This window comes from Mycobacterium sp. NTMscope_Eco_3, from assembly GCF_976985685.1.
This window is the reverse complement of the sequence record NZ_CDRJYZ010000001.1, coordinates 2,798,441-2,817,736: the sequence shown is the minus strand read 5'-3', so window position 1 is coordinate 2,817,736 and position 19,296 is coordinate 2,798,441. Positions and strand designations below refer to the sequence as shown.

General features: G+C 63.6%; 19 protein-coding genes and 1 pseudogene. 14 read left to right on the top strand and 6 right to left on the bottom strand.

What is annotated here, in order from left to right:
- The first annotated feature begins 25 nt into the window (after nt 1-25).
- Nucleotides 26-421 carry a hypothetical protein gene (locus AC0KTM_RS12940; protein ID WP_472415720.1) on the top strand — a complete coding sequence of 132 codons (396 nt, stop codon included), beginning with the start codon at nt 26-28 and terminating at the stop codon, nt 419-421.
- A gap of 241 nt (nt 422-662) precedes the next feature.
- Here AC0KTM_RS12940 and AC0KTM_RS12935 read toward each other — a convergent pair whose 3' ends face one another.
- The gene (locus AC0KTM_RS12935; protein ID WP_472415719.1) at nt 663-1,295 is read right to left on the bottom strand and encodes a TetR/AcrR family transcriptional regulator; all 633 of its coding nucleotides are present in this window, start codon (nt 1,293-1,295) and stop codon (nt 663-665) included.
- A gap of 157 nt (nt 1,296-1,452) precedes the next feature.
- On the opposite strand from AC0KTM_RS12935, the gene AC0KTM_RS12930 reads away from it, so the two are divergent.
- From AC0KTM_RS12930 to AC0KTM_RS12915, 4 genes are all read left to right on the top strand, one after another.
- On the top strand, nt 1,453-1,644 hold the full coding sequence (locus tag AC0KTM_RS12930) for a ferredoxin (RefSeq protein WP_472415718.1): 192 nt from the start codon (nt 1,453-1,455) through the stop codon (nt 1,642-1,644).
- Between the two features lie 23 nt (nt 1,645-1,667).
- Nucleotides 1,668-2,891, top strand: coding sequence for a cytochrome P450 (locus AC0KTM_RS12925; protein ID WP_472415717.1), 1,224 nt, complete (start codon nt 1,668-1,670; stop codon nt 2,889-2,891).
- Nucleotides 2,892-3,434: 543 nt separating this feature from the next.
- Complete coding sequence (locus AC0KTM_RS12920; RefSeq protein ID WP_472415716.1) at nt 3,435-4,280, top strand: alpha/beta fold hydrolase; 846 nt, start codon at nt 3,435-3,437, stop codon at nt 4,278-4,280.
- Complete coding sequence (locus AC0KTM_RS12915; protein WP_472415715.1) at nt 4,258-4,950, top strand: helix-turn-helix domain-containing protein; 693 nt, start codon at nt 4,258-4,260, stop codon at nt 4,948-4,950. Before AC0KTM_RS12920 ends, AC0KTM_RS12915 begins: the two co-directional genes overlap by 23 nt.
- 10 nt (nt 4,951-4,960) lie before the next feature.
- On the opposite strand, the gene AC0KTM_RS12910 is transcribed toward AC0KTM_RS12915, so the two are convergent.
- Together AC0KTM_RS12910 and AC0KTM_RS12905 are read right to left on the bottom strand one after the other, a co-directional pair.
- On the bottom strand, nt 4,961-6,172 hold the full coding sequence (locus tag AC0KTM_RS12910; protein WP_472417472.1) for a CaiB/BaiF CoA transferase family protein: 1,212 nt from the start codon (nt 6,170-6,172) through the stop codon (nt 4,961-4,963).
- 22 nt (nt 6,173-6,194) lie between these two features.
- Nucleotides 6,195-6,956 (bottom strand): SDR family oxidoreductase, encoded by a 762-nt coding sequence (locus AC0KTM_RS12905; protein WP_472415714.1) that lies wholly within the window; start codon nt 6,954-6,956, stop codon nt 6,195-6,197.
- A 168-nt stretch (nt 6,957-7,124) separates the two neighbouring features.
- Between AC0KTM_RS12905 and AC0KTM_RS12900 the strand changes: the two genes are divergently transcribed.
- The 9 genes and pseudogenes from AC0KTM_RS12900 (at nt 7,125) to AC0KTM_RS12860 (ending at nt 15,102) form a co-directional block, all read left to right on the top strand.
- Complete coding sequence (locus AC0KTM_RS12900; protein WP_472415713.1) at nt 7,125-8,126, top strand: dihydrodipicolinate synthase family protein; 1,002 nt, start codon at nt 7,125-7,127, stop codon at nt 8,124-8,126.
- A 16-nt stretch (nt 8,127-8,142) separates the two neighbouring features.
- Nucleotides 8,143-8,721, top strand: a pseudogene (locus tag AC0KTM_RS12895) (acyl-CoA dehydrogenase family protein); the annotation flags it as partial.
- Nucleotides 8,695-9,261, top strand: coding sequence for an acyl-CoA dehydrogenase family protein (locus AC0KTM_RS12890; protein WP_472417470.1), 567 nt, complete (start codon nt 8,695-8,697; stop codon nt 9,259-9,261). The pseudogene AC0KTM_RS12895 and the gene AC0KTM_RS12890, both read left to right, overlap by 27 nt.
- Entirely contained in the window at nt 9,261-10,250 is a 990-nt protein-coding gene (locus tag AC0KTM_RS12885; RefSeq protein ID WP_472415712.1) for an acyl-CoA dehydrogenase family protein, read from the top strand. The genes AC0KTM_RS12890 and AC0KTM_RS12885 overlap by 1 nt, the downstream gene beginning before the upstream one ends.
- The gene (locus tag AC0KTM_RS12880) at nt 10,247-11,059 is read left to right on the top strand and encodes an enoyl-CoA hydratase/isomerase family protein (RefSeq protein WP_472415711.1); all 813 of its coding nucleotides are present in this window, start codon (nt 10,247-10,249) and stop codon (nt 11,057-11,059) included. The genes AC0KTM_RS12885 and AC0KTM_RS12880 overlap by 4 nt, the downstream gene beginning before the upstream one ends.
- A complete protein-coding gene (locus AC0KTM_RS12875) occupies nt 11,059-11,808 on the top strand; it encodes an SDR family NAD(P)-dependent oxidoreductase (RefSeq protein ID WP_472415710.1) in 750 nt (249 codons plus the stop codon). The genes AC0KTM_RS12880 and AC0KTM_RS12875 overlap by 1 nt, the downstream gene beginning before the upstream one ends.
- A complete protein-coding gene (locus tag AC0KTM_RS12870) occupies nt 11,805-13,442 on the top strand; it encodes an AMP-binding protein (RefSeq protein WP_472415709.1) in 1,638 nt (545 codons plus the stop codon). The genes AC0KTM_RS12875 and AC0KTM_RS12870 overlap by 4 nt, the downstream gene beginning before the upstream one ends.
- A complete protein-coding gene (locus tag AC0KTM_RS12865) occupies nt 13,439-14,245 on the top strand; it encodes an acyl-CoA thioesterase (RefSeq protein ID WP_472415708.1) in 807 nt (268 codons plus the stop codon). The genes AC0KTM_RS12870 and AC0KTM_RS12865 overlap by 4 nt, the downstream gene beginning before the upstream one ends.
- Before the next feature lie 11 nt (nt 14,246-14,256).
- Nucleotides 14,257-15,102 (top strand): enoyl-CoA hydratase, encoded by an 846-nt coding sequence (locus AC0KTM_RS12860; protein WP_472415707.1) that lies wholly within the window; start codon nt 14,257-14,259, stop codon nt 15,100-15,102.
- A gap of 15 nt (nt 15,103-15,117) precedes the next feature.
- Here AC0KTM_RS12860 and AC0KTM_RS12855 read toward each other — a convergent pair whose 3' ends face one another.
- Genes AC0KTM_RS12855 through AC0KTM_RS12845 form a run of 3 tightly spaced genes read right to left on the bottom strand, consistent with a single transcriptional unit; the run spans nt 15,118 to nt 19,170 of the window.
- A complete protein-coding gene (locus AC0KTM_RS12855; protein WP_472417468.1) occupies nt 15,118-16,701 on the bottom strand; it encodes a class I adenylate-forming enzyme family protein in 1,584 nt (527 codons plus the stop codon).
- Between the two features lie 44 nt (nt 16,702-16,745).
- Entirely contained in the window at nt 16,746-17,984 is a 1,239-nt protein-coding gene (locus AC0KTM_RS12850) for a cytochrome P450 (protein ID WP_472415706.1), read from the bottom strand.
- A 1-nt stretch (nt 17,985) separates the two neighbouring features.
- Nucleotides 17,986-19,170, bottom strand: a complete 1,185-nt coding sequence (locus tag AC0KTM_RS12845) for an amidohydrolase family protein (protein ID WP_472417466.1) — start codon at nt 19,168-19,170, stop codon at nt 17,986-17,988.
- Nucleotides 19,171-19,296 lie beyond the last annotated feature (126 nt).

Here is a 19,296-nt window from a genome sequence, read left to right as displayed (position 1 = left end):
AAGGTTTCGCCCTCGGCACTCCGCAGTGAATTACATTGCCGCCCTAGTAATCACCGTGTTCGTTCCATTCATCCTGTGGAATTTCGTGATGGCGGACGGAGTGTCCTACGTGACGAACTGGTTCCAGTATCTGGAATCGATCGGTCCCACCATCCACACCGACAAGGGCGGTCTGCAGCTGATCTCTCAAGGTACCATCCCGCTGCCGCTTGTCGTGCGCGGCGAGCGGGGAGCGGACATCCCGATGCAGTTTCCGTTGCATCACGAAATGTCGCTGCAGAAAACCCTTGCCGAGCAAGGTATTCCGGTCCCGACCGTCTACGGCTGGATTGACGAGCCGTTTATCGCGGCAGGTGTCGAACGCGCCGCGATACCTGCGGCGTCCGGTCGCTACGGCATTCAAAGGTTCGAGAACGTTTGACGGTCAGGTAAATCCGCGCCGATCCGTTACTCGAATTCGTGTTGGGATGACTATCGACCGGATAGCTGGAAATCGACTTCCCCCACTCGGATTCCAACTGGCCGAATTCGCGAAAGCGGGCCGCTGAGGTACTCGCAAACATTCCCAACGACGAATGCGCGTTGATCGTCGAGGAGAACGCCCGCCGGATGCTTCACTACCCACGCGTCTCCGCCAATTCCACTGTGTTGGTTGGCAGCAGTTAACCGGTAGATCTCGGCGCCAGGCAGGCGGGGACGAAGGCTCGCACGAGACCCTCGTCCCCGCCGTCTTCTGCGCGGCCGGGCTCGGCCACCAGACTGAACGCAATGCGCGTCACCCAGCGCGCCATCGTTTCCGCCGAGACGTCGTCACGCACATCGCCCGCCGCAGCGGCTGCGGCCAGGCGTTGTCCGAGCCCCTCCGCCAGCCGTTGTCGCCAGAGCTCTGACGCCTCGGTTGCGCGGAAGGTCTGGCCCAACTCGTCGGCACCAATGAGGACCGCCAGGGACGGCGAATTTCGTGCGGCGTCGAGGCCGACGAGCATGGCATCGACCAGCTGTTCCAGAAATGGGCTAGTGGTGCGCCAGCAGCGTTCGGCCGCATCGAATACAGCTGTAATGGCGCGGACGAAACAGGCCGCCAGCAAGGCGTCTTTAGTCTCGAAATAGTCGTAAACGGTGCGACGGTGCACGCCCGCTTTGGCGGCGATATCACTCATCCGGGTACGTCTCACGCCTCGTTCGGCGTAACAGCTTTCGGCCGCGGCGAGTAACCGTTCGCGCGCATCCGCCTCATCAACGGGGAGGTCGGCACCCCATGCCGCGGCTCGGCCGGAGCTGTTCTGCGTCGCCATGCCCGCCATCCTCTCAACCGCTGCTCGTTGCACTACCTTGACGGAGACCACGAACAACCCTAATGTGTGGTGCGCACCACATTATTGTTTACAGTGTGGTCCATCCTCATTCTCGAAGACCACGGAGGAACCGCCCGCTGAGGAGGGGGGACACGTTATGCAAGCAGACATCGACAAGTCGAAGTGTCAGGGCCATGCGTTGTGCGCGATGGCCTCAGAGGATTACTTCGAACTCGACGACCTCGGCTATATCGCCAGCGAGAGCGGCGAGGTGCCTGCGGGAAAAGAGCAGGCTGCCGAGCAGGGCTCTGTAGCTTGTCCCGAAAAGGTCATCACAATCCGTGCGTGAGCGGTAACGAGAGGCCGATAGCTATGACCACCACCCAGGGTACTGAAGAATTCGACACCGACCTCGACCAGCATTCCCCCGAATTCATGCGGGATCCGTACAGCAAGCTGGCCGAGCTGCGTGACCGCTGCCCGGTCGCGAAAAGTAGTTCGTGGGACGGGTTCTGGATCATCAGTGGCTACGAGGAAATCTTCGACGCCCTCCACGACACCGATGTGTTCAGCTCAACGCCCGATGAGAACGGCAAAGGCGTGCCACCGGCCCCGGGATCGCCGCAACTGGCGCCCATCGATTTCGACCCGCCGGAAGTCGGGTTCTATCGCTCATTTCTTCTCAAGCACATGTCGCCCGGAGCAGCCAAAAAGCTTCATCCCACGATCACCCAGATGGCAAGCGACTTCATCGACGAATTCATCGAACGGGGCACCGCCGACCTCTCGCAAGAGTTGTTCACGGCGCTGCCAGCGCAATTGATCCTCAAGATGCTTGGGTTCGACCACACCCGCTGGCGGGAATGGATCAGCTGGGTGCACGGATTCGTTCACGAACGCGTCGTCGACCCCGAGGGTTCGATGAACAAGATCCTCACCATGGCCGGGCAGATCGTGGCCGAAATCAACGAATCGCGTGAGACTCAGCGTCCCGGCTTGATGACAGAACTGATCAACGATGAGCAGGACGGTCGCAAGCTCACCGACGCCGACTTGGTCAACGTCGTGTTCCTGCTCATCTTGGGGGGAATGGACACGACCGCGGGACTCACCGGCAACTCTGTGCTGCGCATCGCGGCCGACGACCAATTGCGCCAGCGGATCATCGACGATCCGTCGATGCTGGACCGAGCCACCGAGGAGTTTCTGCGACACGGGACGCCGACGATTGGTCTCAGCCGCCGGGTAACCAAGGATGCCGTCTTCCACGGTAGGAAAATGAAAGAGGGCGACCGAGTCCTACTCATGTACGCCGCAGGAAATCGCGATCCCCGTGTTTTCGACGACCCCGACACGCTCGACCTCGACCGTCCCGACAACCGGCACATGTCTTTCGCGCTCGGTGTGCACCGTTGCCTTGGGTCGAACCTGGCACGTGTCATGTTCAAGACGATGATCACCGAACTGCTCGACCGGGCACCGGATTTCAAGGTTGATCTCGGCAAGGTGGAGAGATATCCCGATGCTGGGGACGTGTACGCGGTCAAGCATCTGCCTATATCGTTTACTCCGGGTAGGCGGCGTAAGGCGAATTGACCGGGGTCGGCTGGAGGACGGGTTAAGAACCGGGCTTCACGGCGTCCTACGGCCACCGCTTCACTAAAACGCCTGAGACCCAGGCGTTGTCAACCGCCAATAGTTGGGACCGGACACGCGATTGTCAGTGATAGCCCGAGCATGCAGCTTCGTACCAGTTCTTGGACAGGCGAAGCATGGTGCTTCGAAGGCCGCGGCCAAGGTCTTGATGGAAATCGATTCACAGATGCGCGTTCCAACGCGAACCTGAATGATTGATTGCGATGCCAGGCTCGGGCAGCTCTAGGCCGCTTCGACGAGTGCCTGAAGCTCGCGACGGACGATCTTGCCGGTGCTGCCTCGGGGTCTTGGGCCTTCGCTTCTTTGACGATGGTCCCATTCCGAGCCGCACGTTGGCACTGGTCACGGCGCCATGCGACAAACGTTAGCGTGCTAATCTCACCGATAGCACGACCGCTACCGTAAAAGTAGAACGTAATAGTCAGCTAGCGAGACTTGAACAGGCGTCGCTGGAATGGGGTACCTGAGCAGTGTGCCAAAGGTGTGACTCCCGCCTTCGGAAACGAGGATGACGTGGGCGCGAATGAAGTGATGACTGATCTTGTGGGTGGAAGCCGCCCGCTCTCCTACGAGCGCGACGGCGTGACCTTGGGGTACTCCGTGGTGGGCGACGGTCAACCCATCCTGTTCGTGCACGGTACGACGGCGACGGGGGAGTTCGAGTGGGGTCGGCTCGCGGCCACCTTAGCCCCCGACTATCGATGCGTCCTGCCGGATCTGCGCGGCCACGGACGATCGGAATTTCGTGAGTCGGGCGAGTTGGGACACGCGATCTGCGCGGATCTGCGCTATCTGATCGAGCATCTGGGGCTCGAACATCCGCACATCGTAGGCTTCTCTTACGGTTCGGAGATCGCGCTCATGCTTGAACTGTCAGCTCCGGGGACCGCGCGATCTCTGGTGATGGTAAGTCCGGGGACGGGCCGCCCCACCGACTACCGGGCTCCGCGTCTGGAGCATTTGTACCGCACCTGGCCATTCGCCTTGCGGCGCTTGCACGAGGCCCATCATGGACCCGAGCACTGGCGTCAGCTCGTGAGTGCGATGCATGTGGACAGCGTCGGCCGATCCGAGTTCTCCACGGAAGCACTGGGCGGTGTCAGGTGTCCCGTGCTGATGGTGGCCGGCACCGACGACGAGTCGACGCGGCGCGCTCAGGGGAAGCGGTTCGCAGCTGCCAACCCTTTGGCGCGGTACACAGAACTCGACGGCGCGGGACACGCGGTGCACCACAAGCGTGCCGATCGGTTCGCCGAAGTCATCGGTGCCTTCCTGGCTGAAGTCGACAACGAGAGAGCAGGGATCAATGGCGCGACAGAAGACAGCTGAGCGCAAGCCGGTGGTTGCCGAGCCGGCGGAGGAGTACGTTCCGAGCTGGCAACGGGACAGCGTCGATCGGTCGCTACGCAATGCGATCGACCGGGCCCGCAAGCGTAGTGACCGGTTCGTTGACGCCGCCGTGGAACTGCTATCCGAACGTGATGAGAGTGACTTCTCCATTCAGGACGTGGTGGATCGCTCCAGTCAGTCTCAGCGCACGTTCTATACCTTCTTCGACAGCAAAGACAGCCTGATGCTCGCCGTCTACGAGACGATTCTGCGCAAAACCGCGATGCCGATGTTGCGGGCGCGGTGCGAGGGCATTGACGACCCCGTGCTGCGACTTCGGGCACTGCTGGACGCATTGGCCGAGATCACCGAGATGCCGGCACGGTTGGCCCGCGGGTTGAGCGTTCTGCATCTGCGGTTGGCCGAGACTCGGTCAAACGACCTCGCGAGCGCGGTGGAGCCCCTGCACGTCTTCATCGTCGAACTGCTGACCGGAGTGGCCAATTCGGGTCGGCTGCGCGAGGACCTCGGGCTACACACCCAGGCGGCGCTGCTTCAGGAACTGCTGCTCGCCTCGACGCACTCTCGAGTGTTGACGGGCGGCAGCCAGACCAGCGTCGACGATTTGTGGGCGTTCTGTTCGGCTGCGATATTGCGTCGCGAGGATTGACGGCGGGGCATCACGTCACGGCGCCGGCGACTTTGAGGTTGATCAGCTCTTCTTCGGATTTTCCGAGTTCACGCAGGATTTCGTCAGTGTGTTCGGCGAATTGTGGTGCACGGCTCAGGCTGGCCGGCGTCTCGTCGAATTGCACGGGGTTGGCGACGAGTTCGCGCCGCGTGCCGTCGGTGTCGAGAACTTCGGCGATCATTCCGTTGGCCCGCAGGGCAGGGTCTTGTCCCACTTCCCAGGGATCTTGCGCAACGGCCCATTGCCCTTCCATACCGCTGAACGCTGACGTCCACTCTGCGAGAGTCCGGGCGGCGATCTCGTGCACGAGAATCTCGGCCGCCGTTGCCGCGTTGCCCATCAGTGCCTCGGCGGTAGCGAACCGGCTGTCGTTGATCAGATCCTCGCGACCGATCCGCCGACAGAATTCGGGCCAGTAGCGTCCCGGTTGCAGCATCGCCAGCACGATCCACCGATTGTCGGCGGTCCGGTAGTCACCCACCAGAGGATTGGTTCGAGCCGAACTTCCGCGCGGCACGCGCTCCGGTGGCCCCCCGGTGAGGAGCGCGAAGCCGATCGACAGTGCGTTCGCCCAGGCGCCCACACCCAGCAAGGAGACGTCGACCACCGATGTCTCGCCGGTCCGCTCGCGGGCCAGCAGCGCAGCGGCGATTCCGCCGGCGATGGTCATTCCACCGAGCGAGTCACCGTATGCGCCGGCGGGCATCTTGCACAGGCCGTCGAACTCCGCGGGGGTGGTCCCGAGGGCCGAGCCACCTCGCGCCCAGAAGGCGGTGCTGTCGTAACCCCCCTTCTCGCTGTCAGGACCGCGGCTGCCGAAGCCCGAACCCCGCACGTAGATGATGTCGGCGTTGATCTTGCGCACGTCGTCGACCTCGATCCCGAGCCGTCGGCGCGCCCTGGGCAGAAAGTTCGTCAGGAAGACATCGCTGGTTCGGATCAGCTCGTGCAGGACGTCCAATGCCTCTGGCTGCTCAAGCGCGAGGCCGATGCTGCGTTTCCCGCGGTTGGGGTGTTCCATCAGCGGCGCGAAGGAGCCGCTGCCGACCGGCATATCCATCAGGCGGCTCAGTCCTCGTTGGGCGTCCCCGGTTTCGGCGTGCTCGACTTTGATCACGTCGGCGCCCCAGTCCGCCAGGACCGCGCTGGCCGCCGGGACAAAGGTGAACTGAGCCACCTCCAGCACCCGCACGCCCTCCATGGGTTGGATCACGGCAATCTCCTCAGGTACTAGCCGGGCGAACGTGGATCACGTCCATCATCAGATCGCGTGGCTGGGTCAGAACGTCATACAAGACCTCGGCGACGCGCGCCGATGTCAGAAGTTGCGTTCCGCTCATCCGGGTCAGATACCCGTCGGCCTCCCAGATCGGCCAGGCTCGTTCCAGGTCGCCCGGTCCGAAGTTTTCGTGGACCGCGGAATCGCCGACGGCGCCCAAAATGACCAGGGTCACCCGGATCGAGTCAGGGCGGAGTTCATGATTCATCGCCTCGGTGAAGCCATTGAGTCCGTGCTTGGTGGCCGCGTAGAGGGTCATCATCGGCATGTGATCAAGGGTGATCTCGGAGGAGATGTTCATGATGTCGCCGCCGCCGGCGGCCCGAAGCAGCGGGATCGCGGCGCGCGTCGTGTAGATCGGTGCGACGAGGTTGGTGTTCACCGTGACGGTGATGTCCTCGTCGCTGGCCTCCTCGATGAGCCGAATCCGGCTCGCGCCGGCGGAGTTGACAAGCACGTCCACGCGTCCGAATTGTGCCGCCACCTGATCGAAGGCGGCGGAGACTTCTGTGGCGCAGGTGACGTCAGTGGCAATCGGGACCACATTGCCTGCGGCGGTCTCGGCTATCTCGTCAAGCAACTGTTTCCGACGCGCGAGTACAACGACCGTGGCCCCCTCGTGCGCGAAGCGTTGGGCGGTCGCCCTTCCGACACCCATTGAGGCTCCGGAGACCACCACGACCTTGCCCTCCATGCTGCCGGACATTGCGAGCCTCGATTCCTCATGCGGCCGGATGATGAATTGCGTCCGACGTCTGCACAGCTAGTGCAGCGGAGCATTGCATAAAACGCACATGTCGTTCTACCATGACGCGCACATGATAGTCATCACCTGGGCCGGCAAGAGTCTGCGGGCGGTAACGGAGGAGCGCGAGTGTCCACACGTGTCACCGGCAAGGAGGCCAAGGAGTGGGCGTCGGAGCATCTGTGGGGTAACTGCAGTTCGCTCTACACGCCTTTCACCGGCCAGTCCGGCGACGACATCGACTTCGAGGCGCTACGTGCGCTGGTACGTCACTGTCTGGTCGATCTGAATCAGGACGGAATCTGGCTCACCGGCGGCATCGCTGAGTTCTGGTCGCTGACTACCGAGGAGCTCAAGGAAGTCGTTCGGGTCGCCGTGGCGGAGGCGCGCCGGATCAAGCCCGGGGCTCTCGTGCAGGTGATGTCCAGCACCGATACCGCCAAGCAGTGTGTCGAGCTGACATTGCACGCCCAAGAACTCGGCGTCGATATCTGTTACATCCTGACGCCGTACTTCGAGTGCTCCGGCAAGCCAGGCGTTCTGGAGTATCTGCGCTATGTCGCGGATCGCACCGACATGCCGCTGGGATTTTTCAACTCCCACTCCACGGGTCTGGTGCTGACCCCGAGCGAATGCGTAGAGCTCTACCACGAGATCCCGGCGCTGTGCGGACTCAAAAACGGGCTCCTCGACGCGCAGCACAGCCTCGCGATTCACCGTCTCGCGCCTGAAATGGTGCTGTGGGAGGCGAACGACGAAGCCGGAATCCGGCTCGGAATACCACACCCCGGCGCTCTGGGGTCCGCACTCTACCTCTACGAAAAGCCCGGACTCCCACTGTTCTCCGAGTGGCGTGTACTTCTGCTCGCAGGCGACTTCGATCGGGCCGACAAGTTCGCTGCCGAGACCGGACTGTCGGGCATGAAGGCCGCCAGCCGCCGTTACCAGGAGCACCCGGGTCGGCCGGGCGTGTTCACCCATTGGGGCGCGGGCTTCAAGTTCGGTGCCAGCCTACTGGGCCTGCCGGTGGGCGACTACCCGCATTCACGGCCGCCGCAGACCGCGTTCCCCGACAACCTCAAGGGCCCGATCATCGAGGCGTACACCGCGTCCGAGTTCATCAAGTCCTGAGAAACGGAGAGTTGCCGTGCAGGTGCACGATTTCCGCGCGGGCGTGCGGGATTGGATTGACGCGCGCGGCGACGAGCTCGTTGCCGCAGTGGGGGATGAGAGCGTAGACGCTCAGCTTGGTCATCAGCGCCGCATCCAGCGGATGCTTTTCGATGCCGGCTGGATGCGGTGGGGATGGGCGACACGCCTAGGCGGATTCGGCGGCTCGCCGACTCTTCGCGCCGTGCTCGGTGAGGAATTGACCGGCCGTGCCCTGGTCCATACCGCATCCTGGTCGATGCATGAGGTGCTGGGACCGGCGGTCGCCGAGTTCGGTCGGCCCGAACTGGCCGAAGCGATCTTTCCGCGGCTTCTGCGCGGGGATGAGTTCTGGTGTCAGGGATTTTCCGAGCCCGAGGCGGGCAGCGACCTCGGATCGTTGCGGACCACCGCAATCCAGCACGGCGACCGATGGGTGATCAACGGGGAGAAGCTATGGACCAGCTTCGCCCAACACGCCACCCGCTGCGTCGTACTGGCCAGGACCGGAGAGCCGGGAACCCGTGGCATCAGTGCGTTTTTGGTGGACATGGACACCCCCGGCGTCACCGCGAGTCCGCTGCGCACAATTGCCGACATCGATGAATTCTGTTCCACGTCGTTCATCGATGTCCAGGTGCCCGCACACCGGCTGCTCGGCGACATCAACGGCGGCTGGCGGATTGCCCAGCACATCTTGTCGTGTGAACGCGGGCCGATCTTCTGGCAACGCGGCGCATGGCTGGCTCACCACCTGGGCATGCTTATCGGCACCGCGCATGACGCGGCATCACAGGCGACCCTCGGCGAGGCCTACGAAATGCTGTGGGCATTCCGCGTCCAGTCGAAGATCACCCAAGACCGGATCGCCCTCGGGGATCTGCCGGGCCCCGAGGCCTCCGTCGACAAGGTCCTCATTGCCGCGGCGGATCAGGCAGTGTTCGACGCTGCCCGCGAATTACTATCCGGTGTCATCGAAACCGACGACACGTCGCGGGGACGGGCGTGGCGGCGAGAATGGGCCTATTCACGCGCGGCCACCATCTACGGAGGCACCAGCGAGATCCAGAAGGACATCATCGCTACGCGCTTGCTCGGATTGCCCAGGAGCGCCTGATGGCCGCCACTATCGAGGCCACCGAGCGCGATCTGATGGTACAAACACTGCGCCGGATCGCCGAGCAGTTCGACGGCGAACATCTCTCAAAGGCGCTCGTGGACTTCGGATTCGGCCAGCTGCTCGATGAGGCGCCGCGCGAGGCCGTATCGGCTTTATTCGACGCACTCGGACGTACCTGTTCGATGTCGGCCGAACTTCAGGATGTGCTGCTGCAGCCCTTGACGGAAATGTTAGACGGTGCAACGGCGGCACACTGCGTGGTGCTACCCAGAATAGGCGCGGCCGTGGCGGGCTCACTCGATGGCGACGCCGTCACTGTGCGTGGGCTTGTGATCGGCCGGCGACCCGCCACGGTATGCCTCGCACCGGTAACGGCGGGCCTTGAGACCGCGTGGGTCCGCATGGCCGATCCTTCGTCGCTGACGACGACGGTGGCGGCGGGGCTGGATCCAGCGCTCGCGGTCACCGAAGTCAGTGCCGCGAGGGTCGCTGCGACGGTTGTGTCACGGGGTGAGCAGGCAAGCGTTCTGTGGAAAGCGGCAGCGACCGCGGGACGGCGGGCGTTGGGATACCACATCCTCGGGGCAGTCGGCGCGATGATCGACCTGGCGGTCGAACACGCCCGCCATCGCGAGCAGTTCGGCCATCCGATCGGGTCCTTTCAGGCCGTGCGGAATCGGCTCGCGGAGGCCCACGTGGCGCGCGCTGCTGCCGCGGCGGCGCTCGAAATGGCGTGGGAAGCCGATGACGAATACCTGGCGGGCATGCTGGCCAAATCGTTGGCCGGACGAGCTGCGCGGATCACGGCGACGCACTGCCAACAAGTGCTGGCCGGGATCGGATTCACCGCCGAGCACCCGTTCCATCGTTTCCTGGCACGCGCCCTGGTTCTGGACTCACTCTTAGGATCAACCACCGAACTACGCAGAGCTATTGGGCGGCAACTGGTTTCAACAGGGACCATCCCGCGGCTGGTCGAGCTGTGAACAGCAACAAGCATTCCGCCGTATTCGCCGAAGCCGCCGTACGCGTCACGCGCGACGGGCCGGTGGCAGTGGTCGCGCTTGCCCGCCCGACGAAGTCCAACGCGATGGACGGCGAACTCACCGTTGCGTTGCTGGACACTCTGCGGGCGCTTTCGGAGAGCGGTGACGTCCACGCAATGGTGCTCACCGGCGACGGTCATTCGTTCAGTGCCGGCGGCGACATCCAGACCATCCGAGAGATGGGCGCCGACAAAGGTGTTCGCGACGCGATACTGGGCAAGCATCAGGAATTGTTCTGGGCGATGAACCGGCTGTCCTTCGCGACTGTCGCGGCAGTCAACGGGGCTGCTATCGGGGCGGGCGTTACCCTCGCGCTGCTGTGCGACCTGGCTGTCATGGCCCAAGACGCTTTCCTGTCCGATCCCCGAGTCGCGCTCGGCCTGCTCGACGGGGCAGGTGGAATCGTGTTGTGGCCCTTGCTGACCAGCCTCGCGGCGGCTAAAGAACACTTGCTGCTGGGCGATCGGGTACCAAGCACAGAAGCCTACCGTCTCGGCCTGGTCAACCGCGTGGTTCGCACCGAAGAAACGGTGACGGCGGCCCTCGAGCTGGCTCACCGGCTGGCGGCGTTACCGCCACACTCGGTTCGGGCGGCGCGGCGCTTGCTGAACAAGCACATCGAGCGGGCGGCTCCGATGCTGTCCGAGTGCGCACGGGCCGAAAGCGAATGCTTCGAGACGGACGAGCATCGTGCCGCGCTGGACCGGTTGAGCTTACGACTCACCGCGAGACCGCCGGGGGAGTCCTAGTGGTCGCGCACAACCGGGTTGCGCTCGTGACGGGAGGCACCCGCGGAATCGGGCGTGCGGTGACTGAGCGGCTGACCGATTCCGGGATCGACGTGGCCGCCGCCTACGCCACCGATTGTGTTGCCGCAGAATCGGTCCGGGACCGATGCGAAAAAGCCGGCACCCGCGTGACCTTGCACCGGGCGAACCTGGGGGACCCGCAGTCCTGTCGACGCCTCGTCGACGACGTCTTGGACCAGCATGGGCAACTCGACTACCTCATCAACAACGCAGGCACGGTCGCCGAGCAGCGGTACGGCGACATCACTATTGACGGCTGGCAGCAGCATCTGGCGGTCAACCTATCGGCGGCGTTCTTCTTGTCTCAGGCGGCTATGGGCGCGATGGTCGAGCGCCGCTTCGGCCGCATTGTCAACGTCGGCTCGATCTCCGCGACGATGGGTAGCTCGGTGCAGATTCCCTACGCCGCAGCCAAATCAGGGCTCATCGGATTGACGCGGTCGACCGCACGTGCCGTCGCGCGAAAAGGAATAACAGTGAACTGCGTCATCCCGGGTAGCTTCGACACCGAGATGTCGCGGGGGCTGGCGCTCACCGCCCGTGACGTCGTGACGTCGATGATCCCGGTCGGCCGCTGGGGGCGGCCGGAAGAACTCGCGCACGCGGTCAGTTTCCTGCTCGACGATCGGGCCTCCTATGTCACCGGCGCGGTCATCACCGTGGACGGCGGAATGAGCATGGGCGGATGAGCCCGACGTCGTTGACGGCCGCGCGCATCGTTGCCCCCGGTATACCGCAGGACCGACAGGACGAGTACCGCAGGCTCGGCTATGTCAGTGACATGGCCATGAGCTCGGCAGTCGAGCGTGCGGCGCGGTTGTGGGGCTCGCGCCCGGCAGTGGCGCAAGCAGGTCTGCAGTTGACGCACCGCGATCTGCTGGAGCTCGTCGAGCGCGCTGCGGCCTGGTTGAGTGGCAACGGGATTCGACCGGGCGACGTCGTGTGTTGGCAGACCCCGAACTGGTGGGAGGCCCATCTGCTCGGTCTGGCTGTCTGGCACGTCGGCGCGGTGAGTGCGCCCATCGCTCCGTTTTACCGGGAGCATGAGCTGCGCCAGGTGATCGAGGAGGTTCGGCCGGCGGCGGTCATTTCGGCCAAGTCGTTTCGCGGTTTCGTCCATGCCGAGGCCTTCGACGACCTGCTCGTCGAGGCCGGCCTCGACAAGATTCCCCGGATCTCGCTGCGCGGATTACGCCGCGGCTGGACGCCTTTCGACGACGTCGTGTGGCACCCTCGACGCTTACCGTCCGCGAACGTCGGCGCGGACGAGCCTTGCCTGGTGCTGTTCACCTCCGGCACGACGTCGCGCGCCAAGGCCGCCGTGCACTCTTCGCGAACATTGCTCGCCGAAACCCGACAACTCGTTGACGCGTGGGGACTGGGTTGGGAGGACGTCGCCTACATGGCCGCCCCGCTGCAACACATCACCGGAGTGCTCAATGCGATGACAATCCCATTGCTGGTCGGGGCCCGCGCGGTGCTCGCGGAACGGTGGGAACCCAGCCGAGCCGTGCAGGACATGATCGCACACCAGGTGACGTATTCGGCCGGCGCGACGATATTCCTGCAGGAGCTCACCGACGCTGCCAGAGATGCTCGGATCCGGCTGCCGCTGAGGATGTTTGCTTGTGGTGGAGCCTCGGTGCCGCGCGCGGTGATGGAACGCGGCGAGGAGCAGGGTATCCCGGCGGCCCGGGTTTACGGTATGACCGAACTGCCGACCGTGACCCTGATGAACCGGGCAGATCCCTTCGATGAGCGCGCTCAGACTGACGGCGCGGTGGCACCCGGGGTTGAGGTGCGCGTAGTGGATGACGAAGCCCGTTCGCTCCCAACAGGTTGCGAAGGTGAGCTGTTGGTGCGGGGGCCCGAGCGGATGCTGGGCTACGTCGACCCCGAGGCCAACCGGGGCGCGCTGGACGAGGAAGGGTGGTTTCGCACCGGAGATGTCGGTGTGGTCGACGGGGCTGGGTTCGTGACCATCACAGGGCGGCTGAAAGATGTCATCAATCGTGGTGGCGAGAAGTTCTCCGCGCGCGACATCGAAGATCTGCTCGCCGGCCATCCCGCGGTCCGCCAAGCCGCTGTCGTCGCTGGTTTCGACGAGAGATTCGGCGAAGTCCCGGTCGCGTTCATCGTGCTCGGTGACCACGAAGACGCCTCCGCGGGCGAACTTGCCGATTTCCTGCATACCGCGGGCCTCGCGCGCCAGAAGACGCCTGTCGCATGGCATGTCGTCGAAGCCTTGCCGATGACCCCGTCCGGAAAAGTCAAGAAGTTCGAATTGGCTGCAACCGCGAACGCCGCGAAGGGCACACAATGAATCTCGAGAAGTTTCGTACCATCCTCGACATCGAATGCGGCGGCGATGACCGCACCGTCCTGCCGGTCGCCGATCAGGCCGGGGAGCAGATCTTCGGCGGACAGATCCTCGCTCAGCTGGTAGCTGCCGTCGCTCCCGCGCGGACCGTCAAATCGATACACGCCGCCTTTCCGCGGGCGGGCCGGCCTCGCGAGCCGCTGTATCTGGACCTGGAGAAGACGCACGATGGACGCTCGCTGGGATTGCGGCGTGCGGTGGCTTACCAGGATCAGCTGGCTGGTGGGCGCCGTGTCGTGGCCACCGCCACAGTCCTGGTCGATCGCTCCGACGACGAGTACGACTACCAACTCGACGCCGTGCCTACCTCAGACCCCTTGGCCGCCAAGCCGGTCGATTTTGCTGTGGTACCCGGCGAGGCCAGACTGATCAGCGAAATCGGGCTCGATGACGTCAGCGCTGTGCCCGCCGAACTCGCCTTCTGGATGCGTTGCCCTGATTTCGCAGATGCTTCGCTGGCCCGACCGGTGCTTGCATACGTTTCGGATTGGCCGCTGATCGGCACGCTGCTCAAGGCGGTACCCGGGCTGAGTCAGCAGGATGCGCACGTCCGGCTGCAGACCGGTGTCGTCAGCCATTCCATCTGGTTCCATCAGCCATTCGATGTGTCCCAATGGCTGCGCGTAGACATCCGCGGCCAGCGGCTGGCCGGTGGCCGCGGCTTCGGTACCGGCGCCGTCTACACCCAGGCCGGAGCGTTAGTGGCGTCGTTCGCCCAGGAAAGTGTGATCAGGAGCTTCAGGTGAAGGAGAAACCCATGGCAACAGAGCATTTCGTCCGGTACGAGGCCGACGGCCCGGTGGCCGTGATCACCCTGGACCGGCCGAAGGCCGCCAACGCACAGACCCCCGGCATCCTCAAGGATCTCGACGATGCGTGGCGGCGAGCCGACGAAGACTCGGCTGTGCGGGTGATTGTGTTCACCACGACTGGGAAACACTTCTCCGCGGGCCACGACATGTCCGGCAACGACCCATCCGCCAACGGCCGCAACCTTCGCCCCAACTGCAACGAGGACGGAATGCTGGTCGCGGAGGATTACTACGACTGGGAGACACGCGGCTACCTCGAGTACGCCAACCGCTGGCGTAACATACCGAAACCGACGATCGCGGCCGTGCAGGGTAAGTGCATTGCCGCGGGGCTGATGTTGTGTTGGCCATGTGACCTGATTGTCGCTGCCGACAACGCTCAGTTCTCAGACCCGGTCGGCATGCTGGGCATCATGGGTGTCGAATACCACGCCCACACATGGGAATTGGGCCCCAGAAAGGCCAAGGAGATGCTGTTCACTCAAAGTTCGCTCAGCGCCGATGAGGCGATGCGCTGCGGGATGGTCAACCACGTGGTGCCGGTCGACGACTTGCATTCCTTCACAATGGATCTCGCGCGTCGCGTTGCCCAGACCGATCCCTGGGCGTTGCGGCTGGCCAAGCGCGCCGTCAACCACACGATGGACACCATGGGCTTCTCGACGGCGATCGAATCGTGCTTCGACATGCACCATCTCGGGCACACGCGGGCGTTGGCCGCGACGGGCGGGCAGACCGTCGTGATGGCCGACCTGGAACGGATGAAGGCGGCCGGCCGCGCTGAATCCTAGGATCCGATCGGGCTTTCACCTTCCCGCGAGCAAGCTTGCCAAGCCCTGGCGATCGACTTTACCGGTGGGCAGCATGGGCAGGTCACTCTCGGCGATTAGGCGAATGACCCTGGGAACTTTGAACGTCGATAGGTTGCGGCGAGCGTGGGCAACGATGGTCTCGACCGACAACGGCGCCCCGTTCGCGGGTACGACGGCGGCGGCGACAACCTCTCCCCGTACCGGATGGGGTAGGGCGAGAACAAAGCTGTGCAGCACGCCGGGCATGGCATCGAGGATCGATTCCACCTCGGCCGGTGAGACATTGGACCCGGCGGTTTTGATCAGGGTGCTGGCGCGACCGGTGAAGTGCAGATGTCCTGCGGGGTTGAAGAAACCGCGGTCACCGGTGTCATACCAGCCGTCGGCGGTGAACACCTCGTGGCGTTCCTGTTTATAGATCCGGTCCATCACGATCGGACCGCGAACCTGAATGTTGCCCTCAACGCCGGGGCGCACCTCGATGCCGGCGGCGGAGTCGATGATTCGGTGCTGCACCACATCAGGCAGCGGAATTCCGAAGCTTCCGCGCAGTTCCGGTGGCAGCGGGGTGTCAGGCACCTCGACCATCGTGTGCGGACCGCCGGTCTCGGTCATGCCCAGCAGGTTGGGCACCAAGTCGGGTTGGGATGGACGCCGGTCGGGTGGCAGCGCCTGGATCATGGTGCCGCCACGCACACTCGACAGGTCCCGTTTGGCGAAGTCGGGATGGTCGGCCATCGCCTGGCTCGCCTGAGCCCAGCAGGAGACGAACGTCGCGCGTTCCCGTTCCAAGAGCGCCAGTGTGCTACCCGCCTCGAACACATCCTGGGCGAGGATGGCTGCGCCGGTGGAAAGCGCCTGCAGGACAACCATTGTCAAGCCGCCTACCCAGAAGAATGGCATCGGCGAGTAGATGCGGTCGGTCGAGTCGATGCCACGATGCCGCGCCAAAATGTAGGCGTGGCGCACCAGGCTGCCGTGCGTGTGCACGACGGATTTTGGCAATGCTGTCGTCCCGGATGTAGTGACGACGACGAGGTCATCAGCTGGCCGAACTTCTTCTTCGACCGAACTAACAAATTCTGCAGCTGAATCAGCGCTTCGTAGCCATGGCGAGGCCCAAGCGCGCTGACAGTCGGGCCAGACGTGGATGCGCCGCAGGTAGGGTGCCGCCGGCTCGGTGATCGCGGGACCACCGTCGTCGAGCCCTGGCAGGGCATCCGCGATGCGTTTGACCAGATCACGTTCGGCGATCGCTTGACCCATCAGTAGAACCTGGACATCGGTGTGCCGCAGCAGGCGCGCGAGTTCTCCACCGGGTGCGAAAGTCGATAACGGAACGGTCAATGCGCCGATTCTCGCGGCTGCCAGCCAGCAGATGAGCCACTGCGCGCAGTTCGGGAAGAGGATGCCGACCCTGGTGCCTTTGCCGACGCCGGAGGCCAACAGCGCGTCGGCCAAATCCAGCGAAGAGGTGTCCGCTTCACGGAAAGTCAATCGCTCGTTGTCGGTGATGAGGAACTCGCCATCGGGTTCGGCACGCCTCATGGCGAGGAGTTCGGGGATGCTGGCAGGCATGCCATACGGCGACGAAACTCCGGCCGCCGCAGGGTTTACCGCCATCAGCCGATGTGCACTGGGATGTGCGAGTAGCCGGCGACGTTGGACATGGTGACCCGGCGCAGCCCGTCGGAGTCGACCTCAAATCGCGGGAAGTGTTGTTGTAGCTGCGCAAAAGCAACTCGGGTCTCGAGTCTGGCCAGCCACGAACCCAGGCAGCTGTGCGCCCCGTATCCGAACGCCAGCGTGGTGGCACCGCCCCGCCGAATGTCGAACGCGTCGGGGTTGTCGTAAGCCCGCGGATCACGGGTGGCTGCGCCCGTCACCAGCAGGGTGGGTGAGCCTGCGGGAATCGTCCCACCGTCGAACGTGACCGCGCGGGTGGTGAATCGTCCCTGATACTGCGACGGCGGATTGAGCCGCAGCATCTCCTCGATCGCACCGGGAATCAGTGTGGGATCGGCCAGTACCAACTCCCACTGGTCGGGATTGCGGTGGAACGCCATCACACCGTTGCCAATTAGCTTGGTGACCGTCTCACTGCCGGCCGCCGCCAGAAGAACCGCGAACGTGGCGATGTCGTCGTCGCTGAGCCGGTGCGTCACCCCCGTCTCGTCCTGATAGGTCGCGGTGACCAGTCGGCTGATGATCAGGTCATCAGGGTTCCGGCGTTTCTCGCGAGCCAGTTCCAGGAAGTACTCAGCCATCGCCATCGAATCGGCTACGCCGCTTTCGGTGGCGAACGGGTTGTTCTTCTCCCGGTGTAGGAATCCGTCGGTCCACAACCGGATCTGCTGTCTTTCGCCGGCGGGAACGCCGAGCATCGATGAGATGATCTCCACCGGAAACAAGGCAGCGAAGTCGGCGACCACGTCGAAATTCCGCCTGCCCTTCAACGTGTCAACGTAGGCGGTTATCACCTGCGCCACGAGCGGCTCGAGATCGGCGATCGCCGCCTTGGTGAACACTTGCCGCACCAGCTTTCGCAGCCGCTCATGCTCTGGCGGGTCCATGATGATCAACATGTTGGTGTTCAACCGCTGCCGCATCGACAGCCCATCCAGGGTCACCCCGTAGGCGCTGCTGAATGTCTCCCAATCCCTATGCGCAGCAACGACGTCCGCGTGCCGGGTCAAAGCGTAGAAGTCCCATCGCTCACTGTAATAGACGGGTGCTTCATCACGCATCCAGCGGTAGGTCTCGTACGGATCGTCAAAAAAGACATCAGCGTACGGGTTGAACTCCGCCGGGGCGCCTTCGCGGGCTTTGGTGGCCGACGGCGTGCCGTGATCGGTGGACATCTCAGGCGTCAACCCGCATCATGCTCGACAGCGTGCCGCCCATCACCATCGCGACTTCGTCGTCGCTCAGCCCGGGGTGACGCTCGGCGTAGCTGAGGGGATCGGCCAGGCCTTCGGGATGGGGGTAGTCCGAGCCGAAGAACAGGTGATCGATCGGTACCAGCTTCGCGAGTTCGGCCACGTTCTCCTCCCAGAACGGGTTGAAGTAGATGCAACGATGAATGGCCTCCACTGGATCTTCGCTGTAGAGCTGCGGCATCTTCTTGCGCGTGTCGCTGAGGTTTTCCAGAAGCCGGGGCAGCCAGGTGGTTCCGTTCTCCACCATGCCGATTCGCAGCTCGGGGAATCGCGTCAGTAGTCCGTGACACGCCAGTGCCGCGACCGCATCCTCGGCCGGGTTGCGGGCCAGGCTGTAATACGACCGGAACGGCGAAGGCTGGAACGGCCGGAACTCACCGGCACCCTCCCAGTCGTTGGCGTAGCGGGAGTATCCGCTGTCGGAGGCGTGCATGATGACGAGCAAGCCGGTCTCGACGACCCGCTTCCAAAACGGGTCGAATTCGGGCAGCGCGAACGAGCGCGATCCGCGCAGTCCGGGCACCGGCGCCGGCCGGATCAGAATGGCCCGCGCGCCCCGCTCGACCACCCAATTCAGTTCGTCGATCGCCTTCTCCACGATCGGCAAGGTGATGATAGGTGTCGTGAAGATGCGGCCCTTGTAGTCAAATTGCCAAGTTTCGTAGAGCCACTCGTTCAGGGCGTGAATGATCGTGTGGGTCGCTTCCGGGTGGTCCCGGAAACGCTCTTCCACCAGGCTTGCCAGCGTCGGGTACATCATCGACTTGTCGATGCCCTGCTCGTCCATCAGCGTCAGCCGGGGTTCCGGTTCACGCATTGCGGGGGTTGCCTCGATCGCCTTGCCCAGGATCTCGCGATGCGATTTGCCTTCCGGATTGCCGTTGTGAAAGTAGTCCTCCTGGGCGCCCGGCGCTGCGACTTTGTCGAAGGTCGGATTGGGGATGTACTCGCTGATCTGACCCAGAGTGGCGATCTTGGTGCGGCCGTCCACCTCGACGTACCGGATCGCGCCGCGGTAATCGGGCGGTAAGAATTTAGTCAGCGCATCCCGGGTCTCGTACATGTGGTTGTCGCCATCGAACACCGGAAAACCAAGCCTCGGTGTCATCCAACTCCTCCTGTGAGCACCTGTGATGCGTGGAACTCTAACATTGAGTGCGCATGAAGAGAACACATTGATACTTTTTTGCATATGGCAACTTCACGAAGGGGTAATGTCCTGGCGCAGACGCGA